This is a genomic window from Megasphaera jansseni (assembly GCF_047974155.1).
Lineage (GTDB): Bacteria > Bacillota > Negativicutes > Veillonellales > Megasphaeraceae > Megasphaera.
This window is the reverse complement of record NZ_JBHYRR010000015.1, coordinates 1-16,468: the sequence shown is the minus strand read 5'-3', so window position 1 is coordinate 16,468 and position 16,468 is coordinate 1. Positions and strand designations below refer to the sequence as shown.

The following is a 16,468-nucleotide window of genomic DNA, read 5'->3' as shown; positions in this document are numbered from 1 at the left end:
GTAAGTATCTTTTAGAATCAATGGCCGTTAAAAGCGCCAGCTCAATGTCAATCCTGTAGTGACACGGTCTGTATGATAACCATCAGGTTTATATAAGGGGCAGCCGATAAAGGCATCATACGATATTCCCGATGGGAAATCTCCTCGCAGACCGAATACGGTCCCGACCAGCGTATGGCCGAGTAAATCTTCAACAGCCGGACCATAGACGGCCCCCACATCCAGGCCGACATAGACTTGACTATGCAGCTGGGCAATCTCTGAAGCCAGCTCATTCCGCCAATACCAGCCGCTTTCGGCCATGAGGGTCATCTCGCCGTCAAAGCCCCGAACGGTATAGCGGTTGCCCATACTGATCATATCGACACCGTAAAGGCGATCACCGCCAGCGGTCCACTGTCCATGAAAAGATGAAGTATAGACGGCCTGACGATGTCCCATCATAAAGGGATGGCGGTAATCTACATCTAGGAGCCACATATGGTAACGTGTCTTCGGGCCATCATCATAGGGATTTTCCGGCATAGCACCGAACCAGCCAACACCCATTCGATGACCGATACGGCCATACCACATATCGGCCCCACAGTATACCTGTTGGGACAAGCCAGCTTCCAGTGCCGTCGTATGCAGCGTTTGGACGGGGATTTCCAGGTCATTGATAAAATAATGCGAATTACGTTTCCGGACCTGGACATCGAAGCTGGTCTTGCGATGCTGATTGCGGCTGATGAGGTGGTCCCAAGAGAAAGTGCTGATATCGCTCTTTCCACGGCTGAGAAAATCGTAGGGGGTACTGTATACGGTCTGATGATAGGTATAACGACTGTAAGAGATGGAAATCGTTTCTTTGCCATAAGGAATTCGATAGTAGATTTGCTGTCCCCGTGTACCTCGTTCATAACCATCGGCCATGACATCGCCATTAAGGTCGATTTGAAGATAATCATTACCGTAAAAAGGATTATCTATGCCGATATCGGCACTTAACTGCCAGCGTCCGGTATCTGTCAAACCGGAATCATCCAGCGAGAGGATGCCATGCACAGGGGTTGTCCGATGAATCGTCAATTCAATATCACTCTGTCCTGGCGTTTCAGCAGGGATTAATCGCAGGCTGACATCTTGCGATGACAGCTTCTTCATCTGTTCTACCCCTTGCTCGAGAAGATGTACGTTCAAAATATCACCTTCCCAGATGGGGAAGGCCGTCCTCCAAGGCAGCTGTGCGCTCCCTTCGCTATAACGGACCTGGTGAATCCGCCCAGCCTGGACTTGCAGCCGCAAAACACCATCAGCTATGTTCTGTTCTGGAATGATGACACGGCTGGTTGCATAGCCGCGGCGCAACAGTTCTTCATTCATATCATGAACTAACTGATTTATTTTCTTGACATTTACGTTCTTATTTTCACATTCATGAGCATAAGAAGACAGAAATCGAAAAGATGAATCGTCCATATCCAATTGGACATGACGAATCCAAAAAGAAGAGCCTGCCTGCGGTGATTCTTCCGTGGTCACGGGTATATCATGCACTGGAATTACAGAAAAAGGTCGTGACTGTAAACGGTCATCACGAAGAGTCGCCTGCTACCGTGCTTGCTCCAGTTGTTCCTGCTGTAACACAGAATCTATAGCCAATACTTGCATAGGGAATACAGCCAGCATCATAGCCAGACTGTATAAGGGAATCCGGAATATCATGAATCCATTCACCTCTTTAAAAGAATACGATTGATAATACGTTTGTATTTTACAATAATTTTCACATAAATTCAATAAATTCTAATCTTCAATATAGTAATTTACAAAATTATTAATTCATAAAAATCATTAACCACCGTCATTATTACGTATACCATACTGTTTATATATCTAAATATGCAATCATTTAGCATTTTAAGCAACAAATATAGCGTATAATAATACAACAAAGCATTTTTAGACAAGATAAAAAAGCCCCGCACGTTCTGCACGGGGCTTTCCGGTCATTCGATACCGTATTCTTTATATAGTTTTTCTCTGGCATTCTTATCTTCGAGGGCGTTATCGAAATCCTGCAAGCGGTCGTCGGCTTTCATCCGTTTAAACAAGGCTGCCACTCGGTTTTCGCCTTCCTCCAGTCCTTTCTTGTATTCTTCCTTGAACCCTTCCTTGAATCCTTCTCTTCGTTCCTCCAGCAACCATTGTTCCAATTCCCGACTCATGGTGAACACCTCCTCGTCGTTCTATTTGAACGATAGCACAATAGCTATGGAAAGACAAGAGCGAAAAGACGGCGTAGAACTACACATACACATATACATGTACACATACACATGTGTAGTGCTATTAAAATTCGCTATTACAAAAAAATACCCAGTCGGCAGCCTTGTGTGCATGGGCTTTCACGTACTTTTTCAGCCCGTCAGATCGTGACCGCAAGGAAGGGCAAGACGGCTGCCGAAACGGAATGCCGAGGGGAAGATGACTCTTTTCTTCTCAGAAAAAGGGAAATGGCTATGCCATGACGAAATATAGCATTAGGACTATTATTGATGGATAATCGTTGATGAGGCAGGTGGAGAATATGGACGAAGCCGCAAAGGCCATGGCATTAAAAGCCCTGGAAGAATTACAGGAACAAATGAGAGGCGAAGCTGAAAAAGCCGGCCTCCGGACAGAAGAAGACGTCATTCGATTGGTAAAAGAAATACGGCATGAAGATGATCCCAAACCAGAAGTAAATGACGAAAACCAATGACTACGGGGTTCATAAAGGAGGCATGAGGCGATGAAGGTAAGCTATCCCGCCATTTTCTATGAAGAAAAGGAGGGCAATTATACCGTGTTCTTTCCTGATTTCCAGCAGGTCACCTGCGGCGATGATTTAGCGGATGCCGAGTTCATGGCAAAGGATTGTTTGTCCCTGCTTATCACCATCGAAAAAGAAGATCGGCACAAAATCCCGAAGCCGACGCCCATCGAAGACCTGGACATACACTGCATCGACTCCGAAGATTGGGAATATGTACGGGCTTTTGTCAAAATGATAGAAATCGACATATAGCATACTATTTTTTCTATAGCTCAAACTATGAATAAAGCGCTCCAGACATTCAGCATCTGGAGCGCTTTATAGTATACGCGTCATGATTCGTAAATGATATAGATTGCTTCATCGTCCTTTACCGGTTCCCGTTCCTTGCATAGGCTCACCGGGGTTGCCGGCGGAAGGGATAGCTTATCCTGCCTCATTCCCGACAGATGCAGTGTCAGCGCTGTCTGGGCGGCTTCGATGACCTGGGGGACGTCCTGGCCCCAGGATATGCATCCCGGCAAATCGGAGAATGTCACATGGATTCCGTCTGATTACTTCGTAAAGATGGCCGGATAATGCGCTTTCGTAAAGACTCGCTGGAACATCTTATACGTCTGCTGAATGGCAAGAATCGTGTTGATGATGTCTTCGCGTTTTTCCGTTTCAGCCCGTTTGGGCAGGGCGTCCCAGCCCATTTCACGACGGAATTCGTCGAACGGATAGGTTTGTGCGTTCTTCACGGCTTGCCATTCGTCTTCCATTTCTGCCAGGGCACGGTGATGCTCTTCCAAGGTAACGCCGCAAAAAGATATTTCGTATAACACGGCGGCTAAAAATTGCAACTTTTCGTCTTCTGAAAAATCGCACGGCCAGCAAATATCAACAGCCAGCATATTTTCCCAGGGTTCAAACGTATAGGCATAACTATCCGGCTGATGCTGTTGCTGCGTTTGACGGATGGCTTTGAGTTCAGCCAGAGAAAAGTGCTGTAATTCCGCTTTCGTGTAGCACCTTTCCAGCTGCCATTTTGCTAGAGTGGCCCGCACATCACTATACAAATATAATGCAGCAGTCATGAAAGCCCCATCGTTATCCGGCAGCAAGCATTGTTCGTCTTCCTTTTTGGGGGATAATGTCAGTAGCCGTTGGATGAAATCGGAATAGGCTTTCGTAACCCCATGACATCGCCTTTCATCATACACAGTCGGGCCCGAATCAGCAGCACGATGATATTCATACGTCGCCGCCGCCAATTTCTGTGCATCAGCCTGCCGCAAGGCTTCCTGTAAAATCATAGAATCGCCTCCCTCAGTGCTTACTAGATGGTCCAGGGCATTTCAATTTGCGTCGTTCTCTTCTTGACTTCGAGTATTTCCGTAACGACATATTGGCTCGACAAGGCATAATCCTTTACGCTCTGCCGGATATAGTAGCGGATACGGAAAATATTTCCGCGGGTAATCTTGAGGTTTTCCTGCTTGAGCCGGTCCAGGACATCCTTTTCGATATGGACTTCAAAGGTGCTGCTCCCATCGGTTACCCGCCACCGAGATTCATTTTGCTTTGCAACGATGGCTTTGACCCATATTTCCTGCTCTGGAAATCGTTCATCCATGACGTCATCCATCCTATCACGTCCTTTTGGGGCATCATTTTTTCTCGATCGGTACGACGTCCTGATACATCCAGGCGGCCACGGAGTCGGCCCGGATGTAGTCGACATGGAAATGGCCGAAGTACCATTTCTTATAGGTCATCAGCTCTTCCAGGCCGCTCAGGAGTTGGGAGGTCTTGCAGCCTTCAATCCACTGGGCCATGTCCGCGACTTGGTCGACAAAACGGGCTGGCGCCGTATGGGTGATGACGTAATCGACGGTGAAATCGTGGGCTGTCAGGTTCTTGGCGGCATTGTCGAAGTTTTCGGTCGACGCCTCTTCCTGGGGCCACCAGGACACACCGGGCCAGCGCTGTGCCTTGTCCGTCGACTTGGCCCCGCCGAAGGTGAAGAAGGTCTGGCCTTCGAGGGTGAAGACTTCGCCGCGCAGCAGGTGATAGAGATTGGGCCGCAGTTCTTGGACCCGGCCGCCGGACCAGCTTTTCACCGGATAGCGGCAGAGCTGGTCGAAGTTCTCATGGTTCCCGCCGACGAACAGGACCGTATACGGCAGCTGGGCCAGCCATTCCAGCCACTTATGATCTGTTTCATCCGATTCCCCAACCCAGGGAATCCCGAAATCACCGCAAACGATGATATAATCTTCCGGATTCATATGAATCCCGCGTTGGGCCAATGCATCCATACCCAGCCTTTCCGGATTGGCATGAATGTCTCCGGTAATATAGATCATAAGAACACCTCCTCAATATAAAATAAAAGAGAGCAAGCCTGAAAACTCGCTCTCTTCTTATTTTGGCACCTTTTGTCTAAATAAAAGCAGATCAGGATTTCAACTCTCGACCCATTCACATACACGGATTGCAAGCCCCACGTGTGGGGATGACGTTGTTACGGCCGTATTTCAACCCACTCATATACACGGATTGCAAACTGTCTACTACTAGGACAACGTTACCTGTACCATCATTTCAACCCACTCATATACACGGATTGCAAAGGGGTGGTGGAAAACTCTAGTACCCATCTTATTCCGGTCTTTGGTTTTTGCGAACCTCATTTAAGAGTGTTACCAGAGTGGAGTACCCTGGCAAGCTTCGCACAAATTGGGTGAGTTGCTGGACTTATTTTTTGCCAGGCTTTTGCCGAGCGGTACCGGTGATTTCGGCATCGGCCCTTCTCAGCTTAGGGAAAAGCAAACGAACCCAATTATGGTATGTACCCTATCCTTTGACGGGGCGTTTTTTTATTTCAACTCGCTCACGGTGAGTTGCTGGACTTATTTTTTGCCAGGCTTTTACCGAGTGGTACCGGTGATTTCGACGCCGGCCCTTCTCGGCTTAGGGAAAAGCAAACGAACCCAATAGGTGCCATTGATGTACATTGCGGTACATCGATTACAAGTATTATTATAGGACACTTTTGCTTTGTTGTCAACAAAATCATGCATATAAAACCAAATGGATTTTTATTATCGCGACCTTGATTTCTCTTTTCAAGCTATGAATTCGTTCACGAAAAATGGCTTTATTTAGCCATTTTACTATTATACACATACACATGTGTATGTGTATATGTAGTTTTGTGTTAATCTTATTTCGGAATATTTATTCCTCGTAATGAATAATAAACATGGCATTGGAATTATTATATGTAAAAGCAGGCCGCAAAATCCGCAGCCTGCTTCCAGGAATTGATTACGTACCTAACGTATTACCGAATTCTTTTCCAAGGTTGGCTTTCCCACGTTCGTAAATGTTCCGGGCAGCGTTTTCGTCATCATTTACGATGGTATCTGCCCCATAGCCGCAGTTCTGGCAGACGAAGCGATGTTCATTCTGCAAGCGGTTGGCTCTTTCTACATGACCACATACGGGGCAGGTTATGCTGGTATCGTGGGGAGAGCATGTATAGATCCATTGGCCGGACAATGCCGCAAAATAGGTCAGCATGTCTTCCAGATGCCTATACGGCCAGTTGTTGGGCCGTTCTTCATCTTTAAAGGTAAGGTCTTCTAAAGCGAAAACGGTTCCCGCTGGTTCCTGGCTTACGATTTCTCGCGCGATTTTGATATTGGCGGTAAGCGCTTGCTCGCCTTTATCCTGGGATGACGAAGAACCGCAATCCGGCAAATATTCTTTTCTAGAATACCGCTTGGTATTTCCTGGTGTATACGTAGTGGCAATATTAATGATGCCTCTATCAACCCCGACAATGCGAGATACTTGTTTGAGAGATGTTATTTCCGGCTTCCTAAAGGCGATTCTCATCATCCACGTACCATGTTTGTACTCAAGGAAAGCCATCTTTGACTTCCAGGAACTCGGCGGTAAGGGAATGCCAGCGGGCAATGAGAATTTCACCGTTACCTTTTTGCCAATACGGAGTACACAGGTAAAAGAATCCGCGTCATTATCTGCCTGAAAATGGATATCGTACGAACGTCCTGGAATGAGCCGAACAGAAAGGTGTCGAGAATGCTCAAGGTTAAATTCCTTGTGCTGGTTCTTCGCTTGCCGATATGCTGACATCACGGTAGCTAATGGGTATTGGCCATACTTTATACGAAGTTTAAAACGTTGGTTCAGCCGGTAGCTTATCTGGTGACTGATTCTTTTTACCTGATTTATACTCTTATCTTCTTCTGAATGGATTTCCCCCTTATTTCTGTATTCCCAGTATTGTTTTTCGAACACGGCGATATCTATATTCCTTTCTTCAAAAAATTTCACAATATCCAGGCAGGCATCCCGGTATGTATCCTGCGTATGTTGCAACAGGTCCATGGCTGTCTGGTCTGGATGCAGGAGAATTGGTAAATGAAAATAGGAAGAGGTAGGATTGTCCTGTCTGGTATACGTATTGGTTGTTGTTGTCATGTGAACCCACTCCTTTGTTTAACACCACAATGGTTTGCTTTTTGCGCAAAATGAAAAAACGGACCTGGGCCAGAGGCAGGGGCAGCTTGCTGTACATTTTACCCTTGCCGGCGGCACAGGTCCGTTTAGAATGACGCGCGAAAAAGCACCCTGGGTTAGGTCACATTTTCGTTAGGACTTATCATGGCTTTTTACTTCATACTCAATAGCCATAAAAAATTTTATGAAGCTTACCCATAAAGTAATACAGTAATAAAACGCCCAGAAGTATCATTACGCCAGCCAATACATAATCAGTGAGCGTCATGGATTTCATGAAGGCCCATATAGATTGGAAGGTCTGGGTAGTGGGGATGAAATAGGCTGTCATCCAAAGACTGTAAAGTAGCAAGCCTGTCAAGAGGAAGCTCCAGCGCATGGAAAATCCTTTACCTTGACGGCTCCGGTTATATTTATCTTTCCATGCCTTGGTCTCGGCTTTTCTTTGCATTATTTCTCGTTGAAGAGAGATAGTGCTTTCGCTGATGAGCTCCAGGTCGTGATTCAGGTCGTCTTTCTCCTGACGAAGCTGTTGCTTCTCTTTCTCCAGTTCCTGAATCTCGGCTGTTTGTCTTTCTACCTTGTTCTGGAGTTCTGTAATCAGGCGTTGACGGCCTGATTCTTCCGCTTGTGCGGACGGTGGCTGATATTTCATTGGGGGATACCTCCTTTTCTGTCATAATCGAAGTTTGAGCCGCAATTTGTAAGGCTTCCTGGGTTGTCGCTTCTTGGTGCTGTTTTCGCCAGGAAGAAACGGTCTGCGTAATGGATTGCGTAAGCGATTTCCAAAACGACGTCTTTTCAGTTTTAGCTGATTCTTCTTGCAACTTCTTCAAGGCCTGGATATTCTTCGCGTTTTCAGCGAAATGGGCTTCCAAAGAGTCTTTGGAGCAGGGGATTTTCAAAGTCTTTTCAAAATTACTATCTCTTACCTTATGTCCTTCGGCATCAGCAAAAGTAATGTGCTTCCGCTTGTCTGTCCAAGTGACCTGGATCCCCTTTTCATCCATCAGCCGGACGAAGTCTGTCCGGCTCACGGATTGGCTTTGACATGTTGAGATGGCATCGGCCATCTCGAGGTAATAACTTTGATATTGGCCTGCTAAGGCCTTTGACAAGGCTTGCTGCTTGGGCATATTCCAAGCGGTGATATCCGGCCCTTTTTCGGGCACTGAGAGTCCCTGGGCCTGCGATAGGGTATTACAGCGTTCTTTCAGATCCGCCAGGTCCTGCTTGGACCATTGCAGCTTATACCCCGTTTCAGTATGGACGGAGTTGACGACAATATGGGCGTGGATATGCTTCCGGTCCTGGTGCACAGCGATGAGGGCCTGATAGCCTTGCAGTGCCGGCGTTTCCGTCACGAGACGCTGTGCGTTTTCCAGCACCTGCTCTGGCGTAATGGCTTCCCCTGGCGGGAACGAATAGATGAAATGCTTGTACTGCCGACCGTTCGTCTTATGGAACAGTTCTTTCGTCATCATCATGTCATCATATGCATTTTGTGGGTCGCAATCAATGCCGACTATTAAATGCTCTTCCGTCTTCTTCGGCTGTGTTACGTAATTAAGGATACGCTTCAAAGATGCTCCTGATTGAGCTGCCTTAATGATTGCCACAGCTGACTCAGCTCCTTCCGCATAGCGATGATTTCAACATACGCTGGATGCTTCCCCTGGTTACAGCTGCGGGCCATCTGATTCAGGTTATTGCCAATGCGCCGTATTTCCGGAAGCAGAGATTGCAGTCCGTAATTATTGATAATAGGTATCGACAAAAGTGCATGAAGAACGAAGTCTCTTTGCGACCTTCCCGATTCCTTGATGCGTTTTTGCACTGCCTTTCTTTCTTCGGCAGTCATGCGAATGGACAGGCCATAAGGCCGGGTCCGCTTACCTTTAGCCATTGGGAAAACCTCCTTATTTTGTATTTGGGGTCCGGGGTTCGAAGGGGCAGCGCCCCTCGCAAGTTCTGTTTGACCAGCCGGTGGCTGGCCAAATAGGGAACTTGCAAAGATGCCCCCACGCCGTCAGAAAAAAATACACGGGAATCCCCGGACTGCCGACGACCGATGACCATGGAGCAGGCCGGGGGATAGGCAAAACGTCGATGCGTTATCGGCGTGGGGCAGAGTATCAGTACCATGTGGCGTCCCGGAGGTCATAGTGGTAATACAATCCGGACGCATAGGTGACAATCCAGTGATTCGACGTCACCATTTTAATTGAGAGTATTTCTCCATCATTCCAATTGCAAATGGAGTGATGCAGACGTATTACCCGGTGCAATCGACACAAGGCATTGAAAATCGAGATAAAGTCTTTTTGAGTCGGTGTCATACATTTATTCTCCTTCCTTTTGCGAATCAACACCTTGTTCGGTCCAGCCGTAAAAGCGCTTTACGGCATCGGACGTTATTACATCGGATGGAACGAGGGGACGAGATAAGTGCAATTTGTGCACATCTTTACAGCGTGACAAAGCAACGTACAACTGGCCGGGCGCGAATATATTCGCCGGATCGACGTTCATGGCGTCATATGATTGACCTTGACTCTTGTGGATGGTGATGGCCCAGCCGAGCATTACGGGAATTTGGGAAAACTTCCCCACCACTTTTTCTTCTACCCTTTTTTCTCCAGTATCTTCGTCTTCAATCAAGACCGGACGAGTTACTTGCCAGATTTTGCGTTTTACTTCAATCTCAGAGCCGCTGTCCAGCTCAACCATGACAGAGTCCATTTTAGTGGCCGTCACGGTGCCGAAAGACCCGTTGGAGTATCGAGGCGGATTTTCTTCGGTATCGTTTGCTAAGAACAGGATGCGAGCTCCCGGCGTGAGTTTTAAACGACTGGGGATATTTCGCTTATCGTCGTCGGTTACATCCCCTTCTTCCTCAAGCTGATATGTTTTTTGATATTGCGTGTCCAGCTGTGAGTAGTGTTCCTTGTTAATCCGGTCGACCTCGCTGTTTTTTGTGCAAACGGTCATACAGTTTGGTTGCGGCATTTTTGCGCTGTTCTCGTTAATATACTGGATACCGGCTGGATTGCCGCGCCGAATTAAGTTTAAGGCTTCCGCAAAAGCAGGATCCGCTTGACGTATTACCTTTTTCAAATCGAATATTTTCAGCTTGAGTGCATCCCATTGGGCCGTTAGAAAAGGCCAGCCAGCCTCATTTTCAGGATAGCAGCGTCGCCAGACTTCTCGACTGTCTTTACCGATGATAGGCGGCAACTGAGCGAAGTCGCCACAAAGTATAAGCTGGATATGATGCTTTATTGGGGTGAGGTCCTCATATTTTTGTGTATCTTCCTCTTTGGCATCAAAGCGGAAGGGGACATGGAGCTGATCTTCGGCTAAGATGATTTTTGCCAGGTAGGCAAAGAGATCGCTTCGGCACATGGATATTTCATCGACAATGAGGATGTCGGTTCGGGCGATTACTTCATACACTTTTTTACCCATTTGATGGGCATAGCTGGCAGGCTGAAAATTATCCGGACCGATGACGGTAGTAGGGGCATGGATGGCCCGATGGATAGTCGTACCATGGATGATGCGTGCCGCAATACCCGTTGGCGCCATACGTAATACGGTTTTCCCTTCACCTTGAGCATACTGAATGAAATGCTCCAAGAGGTAAGTTTTCCCAGTGCCGGCACCGCCGCTAAGGAACACATTATGCCCGTCCACCATGGCAGCGAAGACGATTTGCTGTTCCGGTGTCAGACCCGAGTCAGCGGATGCCCCAGACTCAGCTGCCCCGGATTCGGAGGTCGATGGGGACGGTGAGCATACGGCCTCTGAGGGTTGTGCGAGGCCCAAAAAAACACGACATTTTGCCATATCTTGGCGGAGTAATTTTACAAACACTTTGACGATTTCGTATTCAGTTTTGGAGGCCCGAATCGAACAAGTGCGACGTTTGTCTTGTTCGGGAATATTTAGGGGCTTACGACCCCGGCGTTTATTTATCATATTTATCACGCTTCTTTCACGGAGAAAAATTATAGCTGACAAGGGCGGCGGGTTCTGTAGGGGTATGGCCGAATTTGGGGATAAGTGGAACGGTAGCCGCAGGTGTTCTGAACAAACCGTCTTCGGATGGCGGTGGCCCAATTCCCAACCACAGGGGGCATAGCCCCCTGTACCCCCGGAAGTACACAGAATCGGGGGTGGGGACGTTAGGGCTATCAAGGGCGGCCGTCCCCCTGTGTACTTATTTTTAATTAATCTAGAATAGTTTTTGGGAATCAATGTCCCCATGTCCCCGAGACGAGGGAGAGTGTATTTTATCCGGTTCGGTGGGGGGGACATTGACGGTTCAAGGGGCTGTCCCGCTTTCTTCTGTCCGATCAGGTGAAGCCCAAGATGGGGTCTTCGTAGGCGGGACGAGGTACTCTCGATGATGGTGATTACTCGGCGTCTTGAGACGGGAATCCCTGCGAGAGATGTTTTGCAAGGCTCTGCCGACTTTACGGTTATTTTGCGGAGCAATATTAATCTCATCGCAGAGGTCGGTAGCCGTCATCCTATGCCAATGGTTCAGTGGGGCGTTCCAGTCCAGGGAATCCAGTAGCAGGCGCTCCTCTGTCGAGAGCAGGAGATGTTGCGTATTCATCGACTCGAGCTGGACCAGCTCAGCGGTGTTGAGGTAGTGTGGGGCTTGACAATCAAAGGCGCGGTGCATGATGTATCCCCACAGCTGGTCACGGTCCAAGGGCAGATCCAGCACTTGTGAGATTGCAATAGGCCAATAGCGACGGTTGCCGGTAAGATCTCGTAAAAATCCCTCTCCTGGGAGCTCGTTGACGGTCCCGAGAAAGATTGTCCGGCGTGGTATCATTTCCGCGGAGCGGGCATAGGGCTTTCTAAAAACATCTTGTTTTTGAGTGATGTATTGTTTTAACGCGTCCATCCGCTCTTTGCGGATGGTATTGCCGACCTCTCCGAGCTCGACAATCCAAAACCGCATAACGCGCATAGTGTCATCACGGGAGCTGGGGTCTAAGGTGATGCCGTCGGCACCCCAATCCGAATGAGGCAGCAATCGGTAAAGGAAACGGGTTTTCCCGATGCCTTGCGGACCTACCAGTATCAGTACGCCCTGCGCGGATATGGCCCCTTTATTAAAAGCTAACTTGGCGGCAGAAATAAGCCATTTTTCCAGAAGTATTTTGCAAAAGTCCGCATCTTGCTGAACTTTTGGGTCTAGCTTCAATAAGCGGGAAATGTCGTCGATGTGGGATTTGCCGTCCCAATTTTGATGGCATTTTTTCAGGTACTCACAGACAGGGCTGTAGGGGTGCTTGGCCGCAATGGCTGAGACGGCATCCCATGTCTCGGTTTTGCTGATTCTCAGGTGATGGGCTGTCAGCTGGCTACGAAGCTGTGTGATACCGACATCCAGTGGAGCATTGGCTAACAGATTGCCACCAGTCAGCTCAATCTCTTTGGTCATTTGATTGTACTGGACCTTGATGCCCAGCTGTTTTAAGGCATACTCTACGTTTTCCAGAGCGGAAGGGATAGGTATACTGCGCCTTTGCCCATGGCGAATGTCTAGGTCTACGACGGGCCAGTTCCACTGGCTGTTGATGCTATTGATGTCATTCATTTATTTGGCCCCCTTTGCCGATGAGGGCGGAATTGTGGTACAATGGGGGCGTGGCTGAGGAGAATTTTGGTCACGGTACAATCCGTTCGATGTTGCAGCATCGGGCGGATTTTTTGGCGTCTTGGGTTCTGGCTCAGAATCGAAATGGGCCAAGGCATTAATGATGTCCCTCTGATTTGAGACGGTCGTCAGGTAGTAACGATTGAGTACCGTGCAATCGGCATGGCCGAGACGCGCCGCGATATCAGGCAAGGCAATGCCGACCTTGGCTAAATATGAAGCATGGAACTTGCGGAGGCTGTGCAAGCCCATGGATGGCAAGCCTGCCTCATGGAGTAGCGGGTGCCAATACCGACGGATTAGATTTGTTAAAGCAACAAAGCCTCCGGCCGCATTGGCGAAAATTAGCTGCCGCTCGTCGGCGTAATACGTGCCGACTGTTCTTCGATAGCCTTGCTGGTATTGTCGCCATTTGGTTAAAAGGTGGCTTGTATCCGGGTCAAGAGCTAGCGTGCGTCGAGATGTCTCTGACTTAGGGTCCGCAATGATTTGCCGACCATCATGGTCTACGGTCAGGTTGTTGTGGATTTTTAGCTTGCCGTCCTGGAAATCCGGCCAGGTCAAAGCCGCTAGCTCCCCAGCTCGGCATCCGGTCATGGCTCCGAGGTAAATAAAGACGTAATACATCTTTTGAAGGTAGTCAGTGCCAATATTGTTGGAACCTTCATCGGCTTTGATTTTTGCCAAGCGCAAGAGTTCTTGCATTTGTTCGAGGCTCATGATTCGGATGGGCTTCTTCTTATACTTTGGAGGTCGCGCTAAGCGCACTGGATTCTTATCAATCAATCCGTTGCGAACGGCTTCGGACAGGACGACTTCGAAAATTCGCCGTATCGTGAGTACGGTTGATATCGACAAGGGACGTTCGAGGAGCTCTTGGAACCATTGTTGGATTTCATATGGCCTTAGGGTGGCAAGTTTTCTTGTACGGAATGCTGGGACAATATGGTTTTTTAAGGCTCCGAGGTAATTACGGTATGTCTTGCCTTTCCACGTGGATTTTCCGGATTGCAAGAAAACCTTTGCCCATTGCTCAACTGTGAGCTCATCGGTTGGGAGACCTTGAGATTTCTGTTGCTGGTAGGTGGTTACCCTCTGAGTCAAGACCTCCAGCGATTTAGCCGTGATTTTCTTTCGACGTGGGATGCCGTCCCGGCCGGTTTCCTGGCATTGCCAGCACCAGCGCCCGGTGGTGCGATCTTGCCAATAGGTACCGTTACCGCGCTTTCTTATTGTACGACTCATTGGGAATCACCACCTGACTTTTGTGCTTCCTCCAAAATTCTGCGAACCCATGCACCGGTAATTAGCTTACGATTACCGATTTTTACATATGGGATCTCATTTTTTCTCAAAAGCTTATAAATGAAGCTGCTACTCATGGTGCATCCTAACGCATTTCGAGCTTCAGCAACCGTATACAGCGTTTTTGTTGCCATTGTGTTTACCTCCTTTTTTTGCTATAATGAATACAAAAAGATATTTTTTTGCATGTGTTAAAAAAATGCTTGTTGAAATATCTTAAGTATATTATATACTATTGTATAAATCAGGTCAAGGTGAAATGGGGGCTTTTTATGTATGATGCCGAAATTTTTGCAGAACGGTTAAAATTGTTACGAAGGGTATATAAGTTAAATCTTCAACAACTTTCTTCTTTGGCATCTCTTGCATTGCCTGTGAGTCAAGCAACGATAAATCATTGGGAAAATAAACGGCGCGTTCCAGCATTATCAGCCATACAAGGTATTGCTGACGTGTTTTCTGTATCATTGGATTGGCTCTCTGGACGCTCAGATATTCCTTATACGGAATCCTTAATGTGTTCGTTGGAACGCGAATATTGTCCGCTGAAAGTTAATGCTCCAGATGAATCGATTATTACATTGTGGCCTGCTAAAACGGCTATGGCTCCTGATGAATATATTAACGAGCGGGTCAGACATATATATTACTCATTAGGCGTTAGGGCCAATATTTTATTACTCTTGCAGCAAATAAAATTGGACGTTCTAAAGAATGATTTGATTATCAAAAATCCGGCCAATCATAAGTATTCGGTTTTATATACCGATATAAACCAAGAATATATGATGTCTCTTTATCGATTGGTAAGTGTTAATAATCGACTTGGATTGCCTGAAAAACAAGCAAGGCTAATGCCATATTCTAAACCGATTTTTGATTTGGAGGCATATATTGATTCATCAATGAAAGATAAGAATATTAAAAAATAATGTAAAAAAATAAACCCGGAGATATGGCTGGTTATATCTCCGGGTTTTTATACAAGGATTGATGTGGGAATTGATAAAAGTCCCCCCATAAAGTGTTGCCAAAATATAAGAAAAAAGGCTTCCGATTTCTCGGAAGCCTTGATTTTATTGGAGCCACTAATAGGATTCGAACCTACGACCCTCTCATTACGAATGAGATGCTCTGCCAGCTGAGCTATAGTGGCAAGTACTCTTATATTATATTCACGAGGCCTATGGTTGTCAACACTTTTTTTAAACTTTTCTGATTTTTTTTGAAGAGGCCCATATGGCGTGTACGGGAACAGCCCCGCTGGGGAAGGAGAACCGCGGCGGGGCTGTTTCCGTGATGATTGTGAAAGGGTTTTAGGTTGTAGTTGGTGAGGTGGTTCTACTGGCCTGTTTATATTATATAATACCATTATAGGAATTTTCTCGGATTGGGGGACTAACTACGGATATTTTACTACCAACACCGGTATTTGCAGACGAATGGAAATTATTTTGAGTTTTTTTGGAAAATGTGTTGACAAGATGGGAAACGTCTGGTAAGATATACAAGTCGTCGCGGTGAGGCGATGACAACGATGACCTTTGAAAACTGAACAATGAACTGAATGAACGCCAACGTGCGAGGTTCTATTTATAGAACGTCAAACAATGAGTAATACCAATCAATAAACAAGAGCCAAACGCTCTTCCATATATCATGGAGAGTTTGATCCTGGCTCAGGACGAACGCTGGCGGCGTGCTTAACACATGCAAGTCGAACGAGAAGCGATGAGAAGCTTGCTTCTTATCAATTCGAGTGGCAAACGGGTGAGTAACGCGTAAGCAACCTGCCCTTCAGATGGGGACAACAGCTGGAAACGGCTGCTAATACCGAATACGTTCTTTTTGTCGCATGGCAGAGAGAAGAAAGGGAGGCTCTTCGGAGCTTTCGCTGGAGGAGGGGCTTGCGTCTGATTAGCTAGTTGGAGGGGTAACGGCCCACCAAGGCGACGATCAGTAGCCGGTCTGAGAGGATGAACGGCCACATTGGGACTGAGACACGGCCCAGACTCCTACGGGAGGCAGCAGTGGGGAATCTTCCGCAATGGACGAAAGTCTGACGGAGCAACGCCGCGTGAACGATGACGGCCTTCGGGTTGTAAAGTTCTGTTATACGGGACGAATGGCATGACGGTCAATACCCG

16 protein-coding genes, 1 tRNA gene and 1 rRNA gene are annotated in these 16,468 nt (G+C 47.3%); 4 read left to right on the top strand and 14 right to left on the bottom strand.

The features are described 5' to 3' along the window. Window positions 1-27 precede the first annotated feature (27 nt). Both ACE418_RS07080 and ACE418_RS07075 read right to left on the bottom strand, forming a co-directional pair. Entirely contained in the window at window positions 28-1,524 is a 1,497-nt protein-coding gene (locus tag ACE418_RS07080) for a ShlB/FhaC/HecB family hemolysin secretion/activation protein (protein ID WP_416449957.1), read from the bottom strand. 467 nt (window positions 1,525-1,991) lie between these two features. Then, window positions 1,992-2,210, bottom strand: a complete 219-nt coding sequence (locus ACE418_RS07075; protein ID WP_416449956.1) for a FliH/SctL family protein — start codon at window positions 2,208-2,210, stop codon at window positions 1,992-1,994. A gap of 362 nt (window positions 2,211-2,572) precedes the next feature. On the opposite strand from ACE418_RS07075, the gene ACE418_RS07070 reads away from it, so the two are divergent. Further along, window positions 2,573-2,746, top strand: a complete 174-nt coding sequence (locus ACE418_RS07070; RefSeq protein ID WP_155274709.1) for a hypothetical protein — start codon at window positions 2,573-2,575, stop codon at window positions 2,744-2,746. A 30-nt stretch (window positions 2,747-2,776) separates the two neighbouring features. Continuing rightward, window positions 2,777-3,052, top strand: coding sequence for a type II toxin-antitoxin system HicB family antitoxin (locus ACE418_RS07065; protein WP_416449955.1), 276 nt, complete (start codon window positions 2,777-2,779; stop codon window positions 3,050-3,052). 80 nt (window positions 3,053-3,132) lie between these two features. Here ACE418_RS07065 and ACE418_RS07060 read toward each other — a convergent pair whose 3' ends face one another. The 11 genes from ACE418_RS07060 to ACE418_RS07010 all read right to left on the bottom strand — a co-directional run bounded on the left by ACE418_RS07060 (window position 3,133) and on the right by ACE418_RS07010 (window position 14,455). Then, a complete protein-coding gene (locus ACE418_RS07060; protein ID WP_416449954.1) occupies window positions 3,133-3,339 on the bottom strand; it encodes a type II toxin-antitoxin system HicB family antitoxin in 207 nt (68 codons plus the stop codon). Window positions 3,340-3,354: 15 nt separating this feature from the next. Further along, window positions 3,355-4,098 (bottom strand): DUF6557 family protein, encoded by a 744-nt coding sequence (locus ACE418_RS07055; RefSeq protein WP_416449953.1) that lies wholly within the window; start codon window positions 4,096-4,098, stop codon window positions 3,355-3,357. 23 nt (window positions 4,099-4,121) lie between these two features. Further along, on the bottom strand, window positions 4,122-4,418 hold the full coding sequence (locus tag ACE418_RS07050; RefSeq protein ID WP_416449952.1) for a hypothetical protein: 297 nt from the start codon (window positions 4,416-4,418) through the stop codon (window positions 4,122-4,124). Window positions 4,419-4,452: 34 nt separating this feature from the next. After that, window positions 4,453-5,151, bottom strand: coding sequence for a metallophosphoesterase family protein (locus ACE418_RS07045; RefSeq protein WP_416449951.1), 699 nt, complete (start codon window positions 5,149-5,151; stop codon window positions 4,453-4,455). A gap of 964 nt (window positions 5,152-6,115) precedes the next feature. Continuing rightward, a complete protein-coding gene (locus tag ACE418_RS07040) occupies window positions 6,116-7,297 on the bottom strand; it encodes a zinc ribbon domain-containing protein (RefSeq protein ID WP_416449950.1) in 1,182 nt (393 codons plus the stop codon). 452 nt (window positions 7,298-7,749) lie between these two features. Beyond that, window positions 7,750-8,955, bottom strand: coding sequence for a relaxase/mobilization nuclease domain-containing protein (locus ACE418_RS07035; protein WP_416449949.1), 1,206 nt, complete (start codon window positions 8,953-8,955; stop codon window positions 7,750-7,752). Further along, window positions 8,916-9,242 (bottom strand): MobC family plasmid mobilization relaxosome protein, encoded by a 327-nt coding sequence (locus ACE418_RS07030; protein WP_416449948.1) that lies wholly within the window; start codon window positions 9,240-9,242, stop codon window positions 8,916-8,918. The genes ACE418_RS07035 and ACE418_RS07030 overlap by 40 nt, the downstream gene beginning before the upstream one ends. A gap of 437 nt (window positions 9,243-9,679) precedes the next feature. Next, the gene (locus ACE418_RS07025) at window positions 9,680-11,317 is read right to left on the bottom strand and encodes an ATP-dependent DNA helicase (protein WP_416449947.1); all 1,638 of its coding nucleotides are present in this window, start codon (window positions 11,315-11,317) and stop codon (window positions 9,680-9,682) included. 346 nt (window positions 11,318-11,663) lie between these two features. Next, window positions 11,664-12,956: a VapE domain-containing protein gene (locus ACE418_RS07020; RefSeq protein ID WP_416449946.1), complete on the bottom strand. Its 1,293-nt coding sequence runs from the start codon at window positions 12,954-12,956 to the stop codon at window positions 11,664-11,666. Continuing rightward, a complete protein-coding gene (locus ACE418_RS07015; protein ID WP_416449945.1) occupies window positions 12,957-14,261 on the bottom strand; it encodes a tyrosine-type recombinase/integrase in 1,305 nt (434 codons plus the stop codon). After that, window positions 14,258-14,455: a helix-turn-helix domain-containing protein gene (locus tag ACE418_RS07010; protein ID WP_416449944.1), complete on the bottom strand. Its 198-nt coding sequence runs from the start codon at window positions 14,453-14,455 to the stop codon at window positions 14,258-14,260. The genes ACE418_RS07015 and ACE418_RS07010 overlap by 4 nt, the downstream gene beginning before the upstream one ends. 138 nt (window positions 14,456-14,593) lie before the next feature. On the opposite strand from ACE418_RS07010, the gene ACE418_RS07005 reads away from it, so the two are divergent. Further along, window positions 14,594-15,253 carry a helix-turn-helix domain-containing protein gene (locus tag ACE418_RS07005; protein ID WP_416449943.1) on the top strand — a complete coding sequence of 220 codons (660 nt, stop codon included), beginning with the start codon at window positions 14,594-14,596 and terminating at the stop codon, window positions 15,251-15,253. A 148-nt stretch (window positions 15,254-15,401) separates the two neighbouring features. Here ACE418_RS07005 and ACE418_RS07000 read toward each other — a convergent pair. Then, window positions 15,402-15,477, bottom strand: a tRNA-Thr gene (locus ACE418_RS07000). Between the two features lie 500 nt (window positions 15,478-15,977). Between ACE418_RS07000 and ACE418_RS06995 the strand changes: the two genes are divergently transcribed. Continuing rightward, window positions 15,978-16,468 (top strand): 16S ribosomal RNA (locus ACE418_RS06995); the annotation flags it as partial.

Bases quoted from the DNA above. Each gene is read 5' to 3' on its own strand.
- ACE418_RS07025 (WP_416449947.1), bottom strand. From the start codon at position 11,317: ATGATAAATAAACGCCGGGGTCGTAAGCCCCTAAATATTCCCGAACAA.
- ACE418_RS07055 (WP_416449953.1), bottom strand. From the start codon at position 4,098: ATGATTTTACAGGAAGCCTTGCGGCAGGCTGATGCACAGAAATTGGCG.
- ACE418_RS07030 (WP_416449948.1), bottom strand. From the start codon at position 9,242: ATGGCTAAAGGTAAGCGGACCCGGCCTTATGGCCTGTCCATTCGCATG.
- ACE418_RS07040 (WP_416449950.1), bottom strand. From the start codon at position 7,297: ATGACAACAACAACCAATACGTATACCAGACAGGACAATCCTACCTCT.
- ACE418_RS07070 (WP_155274709.1), top strand. From the start codon at position 2,573: ATGGACGAAGCCGCAAAGGCCATGGCATTAAAAGCCCTGGAAGAATTA.
- ACE418_RS07015 (WP_416449945.1), bottom strand. From the start codon at position 14,261: ATGAGTCGTACAATAAGAAAGCGCGGTAACGGTACCTATTGGCAAGAT.
- ACE418_RS07065 (WP_416449955.1), top strand. From the start codon at position 2,777: ATGAAGGTAAGCTATCCCGCCATTTTCTATGAAGAAAAGGAGGGCAAT.
- ACE418_RS07020 (WP_416449946.1), bottom strand. From the start codon at position 12,956: ATGAATGACATCAATAGCATCAACAGCCAGTGGAACTGGCCCGTCGTA.
- ACE418_RS07045 (WP_416449951.1), bottom strand. From the start codon at position 5,151: ATGATCTATATTACCGGAGACATTCATGCCAATCCGGAAAGGCTGGGT.
- ACE418_RS07075 (WP_416449956.1), bottom strand. From the start codon at position 2,210: ATGAGTCGGGAATTGGAACAATGGTTGCTGGAGGAACGAAGAGAAGGA.
- ACE418_RS07010 (WP_416449944.1), bottom strand. From the start codon at position 14,455: ATGGCAACAAAAACGCTGTATACGGTTGCTGAAGCTCGAAATGCGTTA.
- ACE418_RS07005 (WP_416449943.1), top strand. From the start codon at position 14,594: ATGTATGATGCCGAAATTTTTGCAGAACGGTTAAAATTGTTACGAAGG.
- ACE418_RS07050 (WP_416449952.1), bottom strand. From the start codon at position 4,418: ATGGATGAACGATTTCCAGAGCAGGAAATATGGGTCAAAGCCATCGTT.